12 protein-coding genes are annotated in these 16,299 nt (G+C 42.5%); 4 read left to right on the top strand and 8 right to left on the bottom strand.

Going from position 1 to position 16,299, the window contains the following annotated elements; genetic code table 11:
* A complete protein-coding gene (locus tag AAFP14_RS08240) occupies window positions 1–1,182 on the top strand; it encodes a DNA methyltransferase family protein (protein WP_341731803.1) in 1,182 nt (393 codons plus the stop codon).
* Between the two features lie 7 nt (window positions 1,183–1,189).
* On the opposite strand, the gene AAFP14_RS08235 is transcribed toward AAFP14_RS08240, so the two are convergent.
* Window positions 1,190–2,188, bottom strand: coding sequence for a hypothetical protein (locus AAFP14_RS08235; RefSeq protein ID WP_341731802.1), 999 nt, complete (start codon window positions 2,186–2,188; stop codon window positions 1,190–1,192).
* A gap of 353 nt (window positions 2,189–2,541) precedes the next feature.
* Here AAFP14_RS08235 and AAFP14_RS08230 point away from each other — a divergent pair, with 353 nt between their 5' ends.
* From AAFP14_RS08230 to AAFP14_RS08220, 3 genes are all read left to right on the top strand, one after another.
* Entirely contained in the window at window positions 2,542–2,973 is a 432-nt protein-coding gene (locus tag AAFP14_RS08230) for a helix-turn-helix domain-containing protein (RefSeq protein WP_193975537.1), read from the top strand.
* 306 nt (window positions 2,974–3,279) lie between these two features.
* Window positions 3,280–3,975 (top strand): hypothetical protein, encoded by a 696-nt coding sequence (locus tag AAFP14_RS08225; RefSeq protein WP_341731801.1) that lies wholly within the window; start codon window positions 3,280–3,282, stop codon window positions 3,973–3,975.
* A 275-nt stretch (window positions 3,976–4,250) separates the two neighbouring features.
* On the top strand, window positions 4,251–4,925 hold the full coding sequence (locus tag AAFP14_RS08220) for a response regulator transcription factor (protein WP_341731800.1): 675 nt from the start codon (window positions 4,251–4,253) through the stop codon (window positions 4,923–4,925).
* A gap of 567 nt (window positions 4,926–5,492) precedes the next feature.
* On the opposite strand, the gene AAFP14_RS08215 is transcribed toward AAFP14_RS08220, so the two are convergent.
* The 7 genes from AAFP14_RS08215 to AAFP14_RS08185 form a co-directional block, all read right to left on the bottom strand.
* Complete coding sequence (locus AAFP14_RS08215; protein WP_341731799.1) at window positions 5,493–6,656, bottom strand: hybrid sensor histidine kinase/response regulator; 1,164 nt, start codon at window positions 6,654–6,656, stop codon at window positions 5,493–5,495.
* A complete protein-coding gene (locus AAFP14_RS08210) occupies window positions 6,653–7,588 on the bottom strand; it encodes a type IV secretory system conjugative DNA transfer family protein (RefSeq protein ID WP_341731798.1) in 936 nt (311 codons plus the stop codon). The genes AAFP14_RS08215 and AAFP14_RS08210 overlap by 4 nt, the downstream gene beginning before the upstream one ends.
* 110 nt (window positions 7,589–7,698) lie before the next feature.
* Window positions 7,699–9,246, bottom strand: coding sequence for an HNH endonuclease (locus AAFP14_RS08205; RefSeq protein WP_341731797.1), 1,548 nt, complete (start codon window positions 9,244–9,246; stop codon window positions 7,699–7,701).
* A gap of 66 nt (window positions 9,247–9,312) precedes the next feature.
* Window positions 9,313–13,524, bottom strand: coding sequence for a sacsin N-terminal ATP-binding-like domain-containing protein (locus AAFP14_RS08200; protein ID WP_341731796.1), 4,212 nt, complete (start codon window positions 13,522–13,524; stop codon window positions 9,313–9,315).
* Window positions 13,525–13,587: 63 nt separating this feature from the next.
* Window positions 13,588–15,123, bottom strand: coding sequence for a hypothetical protein (locus AAFP14_RS08195; protein ID WP_341731795.1), 1,536 nt, complete (start codon window positions 15,121–15,123; stop codon window positions 13,588–13,590).
* A gap of 286 nt (window positions 15,124–15,409) precedes the next feature.
* On the bottom strand, window positions 15,410–15,631 hold the full coding sequence (locus tag AAFP14_RS08190; protein ID WP_293228635.1) for a hypothetical protein: 222 nt from the start codon (window positions 15,629–15,631) through the stop codon (window positions 15,410–15,412).
* A gap of 206 nt (window positions 15,632–15,837) precedes the next feature.
* The gene (locus AAFP14_RS08185; protein WP_293228632.1) at window positions 15,838–16,092 is read right to left on the bottom strand and encodes a type II toxin-antitoxin system ParD family antitoxin; all 255 of its coding nucleotides are present in this window, start codon (window positions 16,090–16,092) and stop codon (window positions 15,838–15,840) included.
* Between the last annotated feature and the right edge of the window lie 207 nt (window positions 16,093–16,299).

Raw genomic sequence — 16,299 nt, 5'->3', positions numbered from 1 at the left:
ATGAAAAACAAGCTTGTCTTGCCAATCATTGACTCCAAAATTAGAGAGTCAACGCTGTTACATTTCAAAAATCAACCCTATAAACAAAAGAAAAAGCAAGCTTTAATCCCCAACCTCACACGAGATTTAAAGCATGGCTGGCTTTTAACAATTCTCGCACAAATAGACCGATGTTTATGGGGAAGGTGGGATTATTGGGCTTTGTGTCAAGCTGTCCCCGCTCATGCCTGGATGCGGTGGAAGATGGAGCCAATGCTAGCCATTCTGGAGAACAGAAAACCAGAAATTTTACCCAAATTTGTAATTGAGGAAACTTTGCCAGCAGAACCGATTCCCCAAATCGAATGGCAGCATTCTCCTACCGCAGAAGCCATGTTAGATAATAGCCTCAATTGCATTCCTCAACATGGAGAATGGAAAACTTGGTCAGCTTGGGACTATTTGGAGTTTTTCTTGGACTGGGTTTTGTTCGCATTCGGACATCCAGCTTACAAGATTTTACCCAAAGAACCTGCCGGCTGTGAAGGTGCATCAATGCGTCTTTATCAGATGTTTGACCTGTCAATTCTCATGCTGTATCCTGAAGATTACATGGGCCGGCTGCTACCCCAAATTTGCGGAAAGACTGCTCAAAAAAGTTCAGGGTTTTATCCGACACCCTTAGCTTTGTGTCAGTTCATATCTAAGTTAGTCAGTGGCGATAAAACAGAGCGAATTTCCAGCTTCAATGAACCTGCGTGCGGTACGGGTGCTTTAATGTTAACACAGTCAAATTACTGTCTGAGCGGTATCGGTCAAGATATAGACCCTACTCTGTTAAAATGCGCTTTGTTTCAGTTTTATCTGTTTTCACCTTGGCTGGCTGTTCCGATTTGGTGGTTGGGTCAAACTGATTTGCTCCTTGGCAATACTTTAAGTAGCGATCGACCTCAATCAACGAACGCCACTTATTGGTATAATGAGTGGTTTGAGCCTGTCGAGTCTCCGGCTAAAAATCATACTGATTGTCCAGTCGAACATGAAATAAGTTCAGGAGAAAGCTCAGAAGTTATTGACTTGAATGATCAGACATCAATTCACTCAAATTCAGTAGTGCAAGAAGTTGTTAAGGGCAAACGCCGACCCAGAAAGACGACGATATCGCCTCACCAATTTACGCTATTTAATTTGGACGATTTCTAGTCCAATACTACTTACCAACTGCTGCTTGAAGGATTTGTGCTGCCCAATCTACTACAGCCAGCCCTTGAGTTTTAGCCACATCTTGCATCTGGGCTTGCAGGTGTATCGGGAGCTGTATAGTTAAAGTAAAAGTATCTCGTTGGGCTCGTTTTGCCTTTTTGACTAACTCTGGCTCGATCCATCGATCGAGCCACAATTTACATTTAGATCCTCGTTCGTTACCATCTTTCTCAATAAAGCTTAGTTTGCCTAGCTTTTGACAATAAAAACTGTGAGGGTCGTCTTGAACAGGCTCAAAACTGCAATGATAGCAATTCCAGCAGCTTCGGCATTGACTTTCTGTCTGACTGGATGTTGCTCCCAATTCCCCAGCATTCTTTTGAGTGGCTGCTGAAATCTCACGGTTTGACGGATGATTGGCTGTTTGAGTTCGTTGGTTTTTGGAACTGTTCTCGTTGTTAGACTTATTCCTCGAAATTTTTTTCTGGTGTTCTTCAACAACTCGGGCAACGTGAAAAGCCGTAAGTTTGCCGTTCGGAGCAGTAGAAACGGCTTGGGCCCAAGCCCTAGGCTGCTCTTGGGAGGGTAGTGCTGTTAGAGGGCGAACTTGGCGCTCATTGGCGGGAAGGATTTGTGCGCCATGGCGCACATTTTCGTACACGGTTGCCGCCTCGATCAATTGGTAAGCCCAGCGACGAGACATTTCCCACCGATTAGTGCAATAGTCTTCAAAAGTCGAGAAGTCTTGTCGGTAGAGACGTCGATCCCGGATATGGCGCAAAGCTTGCCCTATTTCCCAAAAAGCTTTCAAGCTCCGTTCGACTGTAGCTTCCAAGCTGCTTAATTCTAATGCTTCAGCATCAGTGAGCGTGCTCTGGGCAGACAAATCTTTAGCGTCGGCTTTGTTTAGCTGGCAGTCCTGTGCAACTCTCGCAGTGAGTTCAGCGCTGCGAACAACAGAGAAGTTATTTGCATCAGAACCGCGAACTGTGTTGGAGGATGACATTGATGTTCCGTCCGTCTTGCGGGGTGCAAGATCAAGTATTGCATAATGCAAGAGTAGTTGCGTAATCGATTAAGGCTTTGATGGCTCAAAGTTTGTAGAAAGGGGGTAAAATAGCGAAAAACTATCGGTTTCAACGCAGCAAAAAGTAAAATAGTGTACGGTAAAAGCGTCAGTTGACATCCTCCGGGTGCGTTCGCGCACGGGGATTCCAAAGACCGCTCTTTGGGCTACCTCTTTCCACGACTCGGCTTACAAAGGAGGAGTCTCCTCACCCAAACTCTTGTCGATGTCTCGCAAGGGCGTTAGTTCCCGTGTGCCCCAGGACTTTAAACCTAAATTTTCGGTAAGAAATTGTGACTGTTAGCTCTGTATCTTCTCTTATACTCGATCGCCAAAAGCGGCTGACTCAGTTGATCGAGCTGCTGCTGAAAGAAGGCTGGACTCAAAGCGCTTTAGCGTCCGCTATCGGAGTAGATTTTTCAACTGTATATCGGTGGTTAAAGGGGAAAACGATACCCGAATCCGATTCTAAGAACTTTCGGCAACTGGCAAAGTTAAGCGGTGGCAGTACCAAGACTCTGCAACTTTATTTGGATGGAGAAATATCCCTATCAGTTTATCAACGCGGTTTGGATGAGGTGGCGATCGGTCAAGTGAGTGGCAGCAAGAGGATAGGCTCTGAAAAAATTAAAAAAGAAGTTTTAGCAAAGATTTATTCCCTCGATCCAGATGATATTGCCGATATCATTTCTTCATCAGTAGCATTTTTAGCCAAACTTGTATAGTTGGTAACAAGCAGCCTGCACCCTTACGGTTTTCTGTTGAGAAGCCGGAAAAATCACCGTCTCATTCCCCACTCCCCCCAATTGGTGACAACTTAAGTTAAGGAAGCATTTGTCAATCAGCAATTACGATCTGAATTGACTCGGATTTTGACTAGAAAACTCAAATCGGAGCGATCGAAAAATCGTTAAGTATCCGAATCCTGACTCCTGACTCCAGCGAGCGGTCTTAAGTTGTCAGCAAAGACTCTCCCGGACTTTTTCTGTGGCGATCGCCGCTATTGCGAGCGCCTTTTATGCTCGCTCGCAATGTACCTTCTTACTCTATCCGACCTCAATCAAACTATTCATAATAGCCAATTACAAGAGTCACCTCTTGTTCCTTCATATCTGCAAGAACGCTTGCAACTGCTTGTCAAGCAAAATTTAATGGGATTACCTGTCGAGCCAATTCTCAACAGTCACCCCCAGTTCCAGCAGTGGGTTTTCCAACTCAAAGAACTATCGCCATCACTGTTTTTACCGCAGCGAAAACTATTTGTTGACATTCCACTTCAAACAAAACTAGACCGAACAAAAAGGGGAGTGACAGAAGAAAACTCTTCCCCTTATCCTCCATTCAAAGTGATACAAGTCCGTACAAATGTGGGTTTAGTCAAAGGAACACCCAGACTATTTGAGTGGGCGATTCGCCATCCTGTACTGACTTGGCAAGACCGAGTTAAGTTATGGGTAGCTACCGAATTTTTCGAGCTTGAGCCTCACAAGCTGCAACTGATTGTTTTGGCACTGCACCCGACTCAACCAGCAAAAAAAGTTCAGTTTGCTTGGGATAGCAAACAACACCGAAAAACTCAAAATTGGCTTTTGACTACCATTGAACGAGAGACAGAACAAACAGTTGTCAAACTCAACGGTTATCTAACATCTCAACCGAAAGAAGTAGTAACAGCTATCAATTTGGATGAAATTAATTTGGATGAAATCAACGAAGTGTCGATCTAATTTGTTCAGACTGTATGGGTCTCCTGAATTTGTGGTGAAAACGGTAGTGTGAGCCTCTCGCGCGGGCTTTCTGCCCCGCATCACGAAAATTTTTATTATCACCTAAAACTCAGGAAAACGGACTTTATTGCCATCCTCCTATCGAGAGACATCCACTCTATTCCAGACGAAATTGCCCAAAAATTAATACTTTTATTCTCTCGATAGGAGGATGACACTCTTTAATGTCAAGAAAAACAATATAGAATGGATAAAATGTAGTAGGAATTTTAACCGTGACTGCAATTACCCCCACCCAACCAAAAACAAGCCAACTAAAAACCATCCTGATAGTTGAAGATGACCCGATGATGCAGCTCGGTCTAAAGCATATCCTCAATCAGCAACCCCATTTAACAGTTGTCGCCCAAGCTGTTAACGGTAACGAAGCCGTCAGTGTCGCACTGCAACACCAACCAGACATTGTGCTGATGGACATTGACTTGCCCGGAATCGACGGTATTGCAGCCGCGCAGCAAATCAGAGCCGCACTGCCGCATACTCGCATCCTGATGCTCACCCACCACAGCAATCCAACTCAAGTTATGGCTGCTTTGTCAAGCGGCGCTCACGGTTACTGCGTTAAAGGCACTAACGCAGAACAACTTCTACTAGCGATTGCGACTGTGCAAGAAGGTGGCAGCTACCTGGACTCTAAGATTGCCGACTGCGTGCTGCAAAATCTCAAAACGCTGCCCGATAACTGTGCGAATGACGACATCAAGCTGACAGAAAGAGAAATGCAGGTTTTGCAGCAGCTAGTTGAGGGTAGAAGCAATAAACAAATCGCTGCTCAACTAGGAATGAGCGTCCACACCGCCAAAGGTCATGTAGAGATGATTCTAGCTAAATTTGAAGCGAACGATCGCACCCAGGCAGCCATTAAAGCACTGCGCTTGGGGCTGGTTTAACCGTTAGAATAGAGAAAGTGACATTTTCCTACACCTGTAACCGAGTTACTAAACGGTTCAAAGATTACTGTTGCGGTTGCCATTTTTCCGAAAACTCCCAAGGTTGCTGCATATTCTGGAGTGACAGTCGGACTGAAGTAAACGTTAATTTCGCGTATTTAAGAAGTGATATCAATTCCGTTTATACCGGAATGATATCATTTCAGATTTGATAGAAATATGTCATTGCGAGCTCTTAGCGAAGCAATCGCAATCGCTATGATATCATCCCGATGCTGCCGGAAGTGATATGACATCGCGATCGACATTAACTGTTCCTAGTGGAGACAGCAGTTATTAGAGATATTCTTTGGCTTGCACGATAGTGAATAATAATACCAAATCCGGTTGGCTCGGAATGATTTAACCGCGAAGGCGCTAAGGATGCAGAGGAAGAGAGAGAGGAATAATTTCGAGGCCAACGGATTTGATATAAATCGGGTCAGTAATTTTTTTTTATTGTTCTCAAATAGGCGTTCATATTTGATAAATTTTAGTCGTAAAACAATTATAGTTTATGATATCTTGTCACTCTTCAAACTTTGGCAAGGTCAACCAAAACCTCGCTCCTTTTCCCAATTCGCTATCAACACCAATCTCTCCGCCTTGAGCCTCAACAATTTGCCTGCAAATGAAAAGTCCCAATCCCAACCCTTGCCTTAAAGTAACCCCAACTCCCCTCGTATAAGGCTCGAATAATCTTGCACATTGCTGAGGAGAAATTCCGGCCCCATTGTCTGCAACCGTACAGCGAACCATCTTACCTTCCTTTTTAGCTTCTACAGTCAAAATAAACCCAGACTGATTGTATTTAACAGCATTGTCGATCAGATTGCCAAACACCCGCCATAGCTGCTGGGCATCAGCATTGACTAAAGGCAAATCTGCTGCAAAAAGCTGCTTAACCTTGACTCGATGCTGGTTGAGAATTGGTAATCTTTCAATAAGAATATTTTGGACTAAAGTAGCCAGTGACAGCGGCTTCATTGCTAAAGAAGCACTTTTTACGTCAAACTGCTGTGTTGCTGTTAGTGACTCAATCAACTGGAGTTGGCGCGAACAACTTTGCACCATAACCTCCACAGTCCGCCTATCAATAACAATGTTGCTGCCAGCATCAGCTAGGCGATTTTGCAGCAGCAGCGACATTCCCGATAAAGGCGATCGCAAATCGTGAGAAACAGCGTGCAACAGCATTTTTAAATTAGCTTCTGCTTGCTGTCTTTCTTGAATTTCCTGGCTTAGTTGAACATTTTGTGCAGCCAATTGCACGTTAGCGCAGCGAAGTTGCTGCTGCAAGCGCTGCATTTTAAGTTGGGCAGATACCCGCGCTAACACTTCAACAGGCTCAAAAGGTTTTATAATGTAGTCAGCACCGCCCGCCTCAAACCCTTTTACTTTGTCAAATACGTCATCTAAAGCGCTGATGAAAATTACAGGAATAGCACAAGTAGCTTCAGATGCTTTAAGTTGACGGCAAACTTCATAGCCATCCATACCGGGCATTTTTATGTCGAGCAAAATCAAGTCGGGCGCTTGCAACTCTACTGCTTTTAAAGCTCGCTCTCCACTAATCAGCTTCCTGACTTTGTACCCATGTTCAATTAGCACTTGAGACAGCAGTTGAATGTTGGCTGGAATATCGTCAACAATCAAAATGTCAGCCAAAAATTGTTTAGTTTGCTCCATCATCTATCGCCACCAAAGGACAGATTTTTAAGTTTTTTCCGAATATTGTCAACCGCTATTTTTTCAGCCGCGCTGTTCGCACCAGCAGCATTGACTGGCGACTTAACATCAGCCACAGTCACGGGTTCTTCTGGATCGTTCGGATGTGGCAGCAATTGGTAAGCGAATCGAATCCGCTTGTCGAGCTCTTCATCTATATTGAGCAGTTTACCCGTCTGCTGCTCTACTGACAAAGCTTTCGCCCGCCTTTCAAGCTGCGGTCTGATGCTGCTGTCCCACAGTTGTTCAGACTCTTTAGCTCGCTTTATGTCGCCGGGCCGCACCGGAATCTTGAGAGGGTAGGGAAATAAAGCTTCCGTTCCCGTTGCGTAAGCCGGTGAAGTGATGACGCACTTGCCTTGAGGAAACCTCAGAATTTCGTCAGGACTAATCAGCGGTTTCTTTTGCAACTGTTCGCTCCAGTTGACAGAACAGCTCGTTTGCTGCCCCGTCGAGCTGCCGGTCGATCGATTTTTTACCAGCACTTCCACTTCCCCGTACCGCTTAGAATATTTCTCGGCTGTCTCAAAATCGCCGGGGTTAAAAAGGACATGAGTTGACAGAGCACTGGCGATCGCAGCCCCTTTTTTATCCCCATAGAGATTATAGAGTTGATTGAGTGATTGAATGCCAACAATCGGTACGCCGCCAGCAGAACGATATTCGTTAGCCCACTGATCCATTCTGTCAAACTTGAGAGACGGAAACTCGTCTAAGCAGTACAAAAATGGGTCAGAACGTACCCGACTCAAATTAGACACCACACATAAATGAATAGCAGCAGCTAACAGCGGCCCCACCACAGTGCGCCTTTGGTCATCTAATTTGAAAATAATGCACTTTTTGCCTTCTAAAGCAATGGGAATTGTGCTGCGACCGATAAATGCCCGCAGCAAATCTTTTTTATATAAAACTTTCGATTAGCTTTGGAAGTAAACTCTACAAAACTAAAACTGCAAACACACACCCTACTAACCTGAACTTCTGTCAGTAGCGAAACGGCGGATTAACATTGTCTAAACCAAGAACACTGCTTATTATGCCATTCAAGTACCTGTTTACTTGGTCGGAATTGCTTGTCTTTTGGCAGCAATAGTTTTCTACCTGACAGCTTGCCGTATTCGGTATCAATGAGATCACGAGCAACACACACTTTTCTTGTTAAGGTATCAATTGTGATCAGATACTTGTCAAAAAGTATATGGATATCTGCTCGTAATAGTAGACCATTGGAAACATGATAAGATTTAAGACCACTACTGATGTGAGCAGCTTCTAAATTTGCAGATCCCACTTCCTCATAACCAGTAATCGCACATTTCCTGTTATAGACGCTGAGTAAGTGCTCGCGAAAATCTCTTTGTTCTGGTCGTAGAGGTACATCTACATTAGTCGTCTTTCTATCATTCCTAGTGAGGGCGGAATCCAAAACTTTATTTCTGGTCTGAATAGATTCCTCTAAATCATCAAGGTATATATCATTTAACTCATCATCTTCATCCTCTATCAGCTCTTTATTTTGAGTACCTATTTCTCTAGGATTAGTAACCTGTAAGGTTGGACTGGTAATAGGGTGTTGTGAGTTAGAGGGAGAGCTTGTTGACCGAGACTCCATAGACTGTTCGGTGCTACTATCGCTACTGGACAATTCCCGTGATGACTCAGCTTTAGAATTAGCGGAGGTCGTTGGGAGTAGCGACTTATTCGGCACAATAGCTGTACTTCTGTGATAACTGCTATTGTTCTGCTTAATTGGTAGAAAATTTGTTTCTGGTTCAGTTTCAGGCAGTTCATTTTCTTCCCTATCCTCTTGCTGAACATCATTGAAATTATCTATAAAGTTAAAACTATCATTGCTATCTGGCTCAAATACTTCCTCATTTTTAAAATTAATTTGGGGAAGTTCGCCTTGGATAGTTCGCACATTTTGAGTGTTTAGAAAACTTTTAATATCTTGTGGATTTTCATCTAGAATAGCTACTAACAAGCTTCCCCGATCGCCAACCTTACACTCATGCTTAGCTAGTTGCTGATTTAGGCTTTCTATAAGGTACTGACGCATTGTACTTTTTTTATTGTCACAACGCAAGTAAAATGTTTTTTGCTCTTGATGGAAGTAAAAGTGACCCGGAACCTCCGAAGCAATACAATCACCATCTAAAAATAAAGAAGTTTCTATAAAATTAGCTGGTTTAACACTACTTTCTGCTAGCCACTTTAGGTTAATTGACCAGTTGATACCTCGTTCATCTAAAATCAGTCTTTTGAGAGCTTCTTCAACTTCGGGCGATCGTAAACTTTCTTGCCATTGCTGACACCACTCAATTGCTTGTTTATCTTGAGATTGTTTGATATTTTGGCACTGTTCTGTTACATCTTTAAGTAACGATCTGCTTCCAGCAATCTCAGCAAGTTTTTGACTAACATGAGGGTGAAGTAAATTAACTTTGTCAGAGTTAAGATACTGTATGCGCCAATCAGCATCTGGGATAAGGACTTGGCGGGCTGGTAACAGTCGATTATCATTGGTGAGAACTAACTTTGGATTCATCATGGGTTCTTTCTTATACTCAAATAACTATGCACTTATCTGACTGATTCTACTCGGTTATTTTAAAACTTATTCCTCATTTTTAGGGAATCGCTCTTCATCGATAATCTGCAAAACTTTAACTACGCATTTTGCATCTTCCTCATTTAAAGGCTGGTCACCATAATCCTTCCTGATTTCTTCCAAAAAATCTAAGTAATCGTTTGTCGAAGGCGATCGCTTCAACCCTAAAAATTCATATACTTCGCGAATAGGCGAGTTTTTACTCATAATAATTCGGCGTTTACCGAAAGGTACTGGTTGTTGAAATGCGTGTTCAGCTTTCCATAATTTATTGTTGTCCCACAAGCATGGGCGATTTTTGCACCACTGCTTAACCCATGCTCCATCTGCACTACCTTTGATAAAAATTATATAAAAATACTCATAAATTTTTAGAAGTGATTTGTTAAAGGCAACGCTGTTACTGTCTGATACACCTTCTTGTTCAAAGAAAACAATAAGTTTCTCAAAATGAGCGACGACTTCCTTAGCCTCGACTGGCTTAAATCCGAGCGCTTGTCCTACTTCTCTTTTACATTGACCTTTAAATAAAGGTCTTTGGCTAGCAACTTGGTAAGCATCTTCAGTAAATGCAACTTCGCTAGGACAGTACAGTCTTATTTCAGGTGTCATCGCAGCCGGGTATTGCTGTAGTTCTTCAGGACTTTGTAGCACAGGCAGCCATCGTTCAGACTTCAGCCAACTATTCAAAGGTTTATTACCATAAGTTGCTTGATCTTTTAAACTATCCCACTGTTCTACAAGGTGCTTGAAGACTTTAGCGCATTCACGAGCAACTAGATTGGGGTTTTTATTCTTATACGCTTTTTCTCCAAGACTTCTGATATAATCTAAAAAGTCTTTAGCACTGGGAGTATCAGCCATTCCTAGGGTTCTAAAAAAATCTAGCCATTTCTCATGATTATTGGAATAAACTGCCTCGATATTGGGGTAGAATACTCTCTCACCCAGAATGTCTTGGACTATCGAGCTAGTGGGGTCATATATAGAGTTTGCTGGATGCAAATTACCATCTGTACAGCGCACTAGAGCTTTATTAGCAATTTTTTGTTTGATAATATCAAAATTTGCACCTTGCCTTTTTAGCTCAGATTCAGCAATTTTAATGTGCTCGCGAATCCACTCTAATGCTTCTACCTGTTTCGTCTCACTAAGATTCTCATATTCAGGAAGTATCAGTTTACAAATCGAGTCTGTAGTATTGGGGTTCTTCATCCCTAAGTTTTTGAAGAATCCAAGCCAACGCTTAGGCTCATCGGAGTAAACGCCTCCAATATCTGGAATAGATAATATATCTTTGAAGAGATGGCACACAACTTCGTTGTTGGGATCGTAAACTTGGCTAGCGGAGCGTAATTCACTATTTGTGCAGTGTACCAAAGTCGCTTGGGAAAGTGATTCCATGAGATCGTCATAATTTTTGCCTTCCTTAATCAAATCAGTTTGTGCTTTGTCTAACTCATCTCGAATCCATGCAAGAATTTCTAATTGTTGATTAGTGTTAAGTCTTTCGTATTCACTCAGAAATTTTTTGATCAAGCTGGCTCGATTGACAGTTGCTACTGGTAAGCGGTCAAGTAGGGGTTTCCATTGTCGATTCGTACCCAGTTGTAGTAAAAGTAAATTACCAGCAAAAGTTGGTGGTTTATAGTCCCCAGGAATATAGATACTGGAGTCACTTAAAGTTACAATCTCACCTGAACTTGTGATAAAAATTTTCAATTCACACAACTTATCTAAAATTTCTTCTGTATATTTTTTTACCCAATCAGGGTGAGTAAGGAAGTCTAGCAAACTCGTATATTTTTCCACAGCAAGAACAGGTATATTTTGAAAATTTTCAGAATATTGACTATGTAAATTCTCTATAACTTTAATGGGACTTAAAAGCGTAATTAAGGGTTGAGTAGGTTTTTTAGAGAAAAAACCCTCAATAGCTTGTTTTAAAGCTTCGGGAGCTTCAATGAAAAGAATACCAAAAGCTTTTAGAGCCTCTCTAGTTTCTGATTCAATGTTATTATCGCAAAGTAAAGGAGATTGAGAGCGACTAGCTTGGTGGAGCTTGCCATCACTGCCTGGAACGATCGGAGAATCTTTAAGCTGCTCGAATAGCGTAGATGAGAAAGAACTTTGAGTAAAGTAGCAGTAAACTTGAGTAAGCCAGTTCGCATTGGGAAGAGTATTTCCATCCGGTTGCCATCGGCATCCTCCTATTTGTCCTTTTCCAAAAATTACACTTAGCCTTTTTACTACCTCTGCTGGATTCATCTTGAGAAGGTTAATTTCAGGAATTTCTTCAATATCAGAAAATTCCTTTTGCAAATCAGGATGTAAAAACCATTCTAATTGATTAACAAAAATCTCTCTCTCCTTCTTATCAGCTAGGTAAATAAATCCTGGCGCGTTATAGTCAAATGCTTGCAGAGTCCCATCAGCAAGAATTGCCAAGGGTAGACCTTTCAAATCTTTATAGTCTTTATCTTGAAGGCAGTAGCGAAGTAGATTTATAATCCAATCCCGCTTTCGCAAGCACGGTTTTGGTGCTTGCGATAGAGCAACGCCAAGAGGAGTTGTAATCTTCAAAAGCTTACGCAAATCAGCGGGTCTTAGCTCTACAGGGTTTAATTTAACGATTTTAAAAGCTTTTGTGATTTCTGTTGATAAGGGTGGGTCGGGGAAAGTAAGTCCCTCCGCACACAAAGGCTCCATTAAATCTCTCGCCTTTTCAGGAAGTACATAGACATCCGAGATTTTGCGCCATTTTTTCTTTCCCGTTGTACTAATAACCTCTCTCTCGTGTAAGAGCTTCACTATATGATTAGGTAGTTCTTTAAGTGGCTTAGGTAGCTTATCACTGCTTACTGGCCACAAACTATAGTAATCGTCTGGCTTGTTTTCGCCGACATCCTGAACCAAGCTAGTAATCAAATTTGCACAAGCATAAGATAAGACATGGTTAGTCAATAGACGATTCCATGTAGTTTGGAGTTCATAGTCTTGAGCGTCGATAAGCAGGTGTCGCCGGGAACTATCCAAATCGAAATATCCATTGATATGAATATGTAAACCCGTCTCATTTTCTTGCTGTGGAAGTGGTAGAAAACAGTAAATATTTCCTTTTAAAGATTTAGTAACTAAATCACTCTTGGAACTGGCAATACAAGCAGCAGCACCCCCCCAAGGTATGGCTTTATCCTTTTGCTTGCTGGAAAATATTTTATTCATTACACCAATCAGTTCTCCACCTTGATCGATCCTAATGAGGCTAGACACTCTCCAAGTCGAAGTTGTAGGCTTTCCTTGGTTATTGACTTCAATTTTATGAAGATAAGATACTGACGGTAGGGATTGCGGAGCGGTGTGGCATAGTTGTAGCAGGTTTTCAGGCTTATGTTGCACCACCGAAAGCAATTTTTGTCGCTCGTTTCGCACTTCTTCACTATTTTTAGTGGTGATGCTGAGGAGTTCTTCAATAGAACCATCGCCATTTTCAGCAATTTGATAAACCTGAAGTTCCTCAAGATTTTTGAGAAATATAAAATTTTCTTCACCATCTTCGATAAGTTTATCTAAAAGCTCCTTTACTTGTGATTTATCAAAAACTTTTGCTGAAATTTCGCTGCGACTGGCGTGTTCCGCTGTCCGTAACGGAAAACGAAAAATTGTATTGTTAAAGTCATCCAATCCAGGTGGTAAACCTATTTTATAAAGTTCCAAAAAATTAGGATAAAACTTAGTGTTTTCCCTTTGAAGAGGCCAGCCTTCACCGAGTTTACCTAAAATCGAACAATGGGGATCGAAGAAAATAATCCTGTCACCGGAAACAAAGCTTGGATAATCTGTTATATTGTAGACTGAATTAAATCCTAAACCAAACTTTCCGGTCTTCCACAAGTTTTCTCCGTCTCGTTTACCACCAATGCCTATTTCTTGGATTCCTTTAAAATCTTGCTCATTGAAAACTTTATCATTATAAACTAAGAGTGCTGGTCCCATTAGCTCAGTCATTTTAGCCAGAGGAAGCTCATCAATTGAGTGGTTTCGCCAATCGAAAGTAAATCGTATGACTGTGGCTCCAGCATCATCGGCATTCTGAATCAGCTCTTTGATAATGCCAATCCCTCCAGGATAAAGCCGAACCAGTTCTTGCAAACGTGCTATCAAGTCTTGGCGTGGCCCAGCATAAAAACCCTCACCGTAATTTCCGTAGTTAGACATCAGAAATTTTCCTCCGTTGGTTTTATATTAATAACATAACTCACTAACAATTAAAAAATTGAGTCAGTTTCGATTAAATCGGATCGTAAGCAGGTGGCTGATACTCGAATAATTCTTGCTCTCAGACCGCAAATAAAGACCGATCGCCCGCCCGCAGTTGCCAGATCCTTCGGTACAAACCATTTCGCCAATAGCTTCGTAGTCGCCGCTGCTTGCACTTTCCAAATTGGCTATCGCCTCTCCTAATAAAGCCGCATCCACACCGCTAACGTAAGTTGCGGGATGCGCGCACTCTCGCTTGGATTCAGGTAGAGGCTGAGTTGGTAAAGGGTTTTTTTTAGCTTGATTGGAACTCAGCGGCTTTGAAGGTTTTGTTTCAGATGCGACACCTTTTGAACGCGAAATACTGTTAGAAGAACCGCCCTCTAATCGACCGACAAACATAGACGAATTAACGCTGTAACTGAGAAACGGAACCGGGCCAATAATGTAAGGCGATTTGCCGCAGGGCAAACTAAACCTGAAGTACAGGGCAGTGTCAACAGTATCGCTGGTTTCTGACGGTTCCATTACCACTACTTTAAACACTTCTCCAAAAGGATGCCGGCCCGTCGGTTCCCAACCTGTCAAACAGCCAGAACCGCCTCGCACTTCCTGATATTTGCCGCTAATCCACTGCTTGCCTTCTAGCGGCCCTGTGGCGCGGCGACCGGCGTTTTCCATGTCGTCGAGTTCGATATAAGCGCAATCATTCTCGCACGCTACCGCAAATCCTTCTACATCAGAACCGGAAATTGTGTTATTGCGTTTGCTTTCGTACCGACTGTAAATCGTGTCAATTCGCATGATTGTGCTGCCAATAGACGCAATAGGAACCGGAAAGCTAGAAAGCGGGACTTGACTCAGCAGGGGAATATTGCTGATGAGTTCCTCTGACCAGCCAGAGAACTGTTCTAAATTTACGCTATTAAGGTTGGGGATTTGGGCGAGCGCAAACTCAGATAGGTCAATTTGGTTAAGTTTTGCCTGCGCTAGTTGCGGTACTTGTTTGATAGCTTGACCAATTGGTAATTGGTTGATGTTAGGGTTCACTGCGGCTATTTGAGAAGATAAAGAAGCAATTGGAGGGACATCGCTCAATTGAAATTGGCTAAGATTGGGAACAATTTCAGCCAAGTGACCGACAGTTTGCTTACCAGCTAAGGGAAATGCTGACAAGCTGATATTCTCTAAATTGATATCCCCTAGTGCCAATTGTTCAATTGCTTGCAAAGACAGAATTTCAGGTTTTACATCGTTAATGTCCCCCAGCTTCAAGATGTTGTCAAGAGAAGTGCCAGCTTGCCAGCTTCGACCGCCAGAACTTCCAGAACTAGCAACGGCTGGTAGGGAATTGAAGGTAATCTGGCTCCAATCTGGCAGCAAAACTCTAGATTGTTCTTTTTCCCAAATTTTAGTAGGTAAGGAACTAGCGCTAGCCATTGATGGAAAGCTTAAGAAAATAATGCAGATGAAAGCAAAAATTAGGCAAAGTGTACTGGCAGCTATTAAAGCCGATTCTACCTGGCTTAATTTTATTAACTGCTTTGGACTGTTCATGGGAATCCTATTGATGTTAACTCAAATCAGGTTAAAAAGCTGCTCTATTGTTTCTGGTTTAGAAAACATTTTTACTGTGTTTAAAAGATTAGGAAAATTAGAGCAGCCTTGCAGAAATAACCAATCAGCTAAACCTCCCTATCCCTCTCTCCCTTTCCTGCTCTCCCCTCTCCATTTTAGGACTTACCCAAAAACCCGGTTTTTGAGGGTAAGTTCGTCATTTTAGGTTGAGAATGAGAACAACAAACCGGGTTTTTTAGGTTGATGCGTCCAGGACTACATTTCTTTAATCAAGCTCCAGCTCCAACTGTGGATTCGGGCGGACTGCTGAATCTGTCCAAGGAGTATCTGCTAGGTTGGACAAGTCATAGACATTTTCTTGGTAAGCGTTGTCAAAATTACCTTGACGAACTTCTGTGGATGATGAGTAACCAACTGTCAAATCAGGTTCGGACTCGTAACCCGATTTGCTATAGCCAGAATTAGGTTCAGTCCATGAATTGTGCATGGTTTTTGTTATTTTATGTGGTAAACAATTCCAATTTAAATCGCATCTAGTTCCTGCAACTTCATTCCTGTGAGCGATTTTGTTCAGTAAAAATTACCCCCTCTAAATGGAGGGGGCAGCTTTATGAAAGTTGCCTAACGGCTCTCAGCACTGGGCAATTCTACGAAGTCGGTACAAATGTCTTTTAAGAAAAACGATCGTTGCCATTACTGAGGTTTCCTCTGTCGGCGCTGCCGCGATGCGGCCTTGATTGCTGACATATCCAGCGGAGTTGCTTCACCACTGTCTAGCCCTACCTGAATTTCCTGCCGCAATTCCTGTAAGCGAGTTTGTTGGAATTGTTCCCGTTCTTTCAGCAGGCGCAACCCTTCACGGATTACCTCGCTAGCAGAATAATACAGTCCGCTTGAGACTTTCTCCTGGACATACTGCTCTAACTCCGGTGTCAAAGACACGTTCATGCCTGAGTCCTCCTGTAATTTGGGCTATTCCATTTTCGCTTTAATAACAGGGAATAGCAATTGTTGTTATTATTGCACTAAAAAACTCGCTCTTGTGTACAAGCGAGTTGAGCAATTGCTAAAGTAAATCTCGCGATCGGTCGAAATGAACCAATAGACATCTCCAAAAATGAATCTGAAACCCTTATCGTGCTTAGACTTATCTGT

The sequence above is a fragment of the Microcoleus sp. EPA2 genome (assembly GCA_020882975.1).
In the GTDB taxonomy this organism is placed as follows: domain Bacteria; phylum Cyanobacteriota; class Cyanobacteriia; order Cyanobacteriales; family Microcoleaceae; genus Microcoleus.
This window is presented reverse-complemented; position numbering and strand designations above follow the sequence as displayed.

Coding starts and splice junctions, on each gene's coding strand:
- AAFP14_RS08240 (WP_341731803.1), top strand. CDS start 1: ATGAAAAACAAGCTTGTCTTGCCAATCATTGACTCCAAAATTAGAGAG.
- AAFP14_RS08235 (WP_341731802.1), bottom strand. CDS start 2,188: ATGTCATCCTCCAACACAGTTCGCGGTTCTGATGCAAATAACTTCTCT.
- AAFP14_RS08225 (WP_341731801.1), top strand. CDS start 3,280: ATGTACCTTCTTACTCTATCCGACCTCAATCAAACTATTCATAATAGC.
- AAFP14_RS08215 (WP_341731799.1), bottom strand. CDS start 6,656: ATGATGGAGCAAACTAAACAATTTTTGGCTGACATTTTGATTGTTGAC.
- AAFP14_RS08205 (WP_341731797.1), bottom strand. CDS start 9,246: ATGATGAATCCAAAGTTAGTTCTCACCAATGATAATCGACTGTTACCA.
- AAFP14_RS08200 (WP_341731796.1), bottom strand. CDS start 13,524: ATGTCTAACTACGGAAATTACGGTGAGGGTTTTTATGCTGGGCCACGC.
- AAFP14_RS08195 (WP_341731795.1), bottom strand. CDS start 15,123: ATGAACAGTCCAAAGCAGTTAATAAAATTAAGCCAGGTAGAATCGGCT.
- AAFP14_RS08190 (WP_293228635.1), bottom strand. CDS start 15,631: ATGCACAATTCATGGACTGAACCTAATTCTGGCTATAGCAAATCGGGT.
- AAFP14_RS08185 (WP_293228632.1), bottom strand. CDS start 16,092: ATGAACGTGTCTTTGACACCGGAGTTAGAGCAGTATGTCCAGGAGAAA.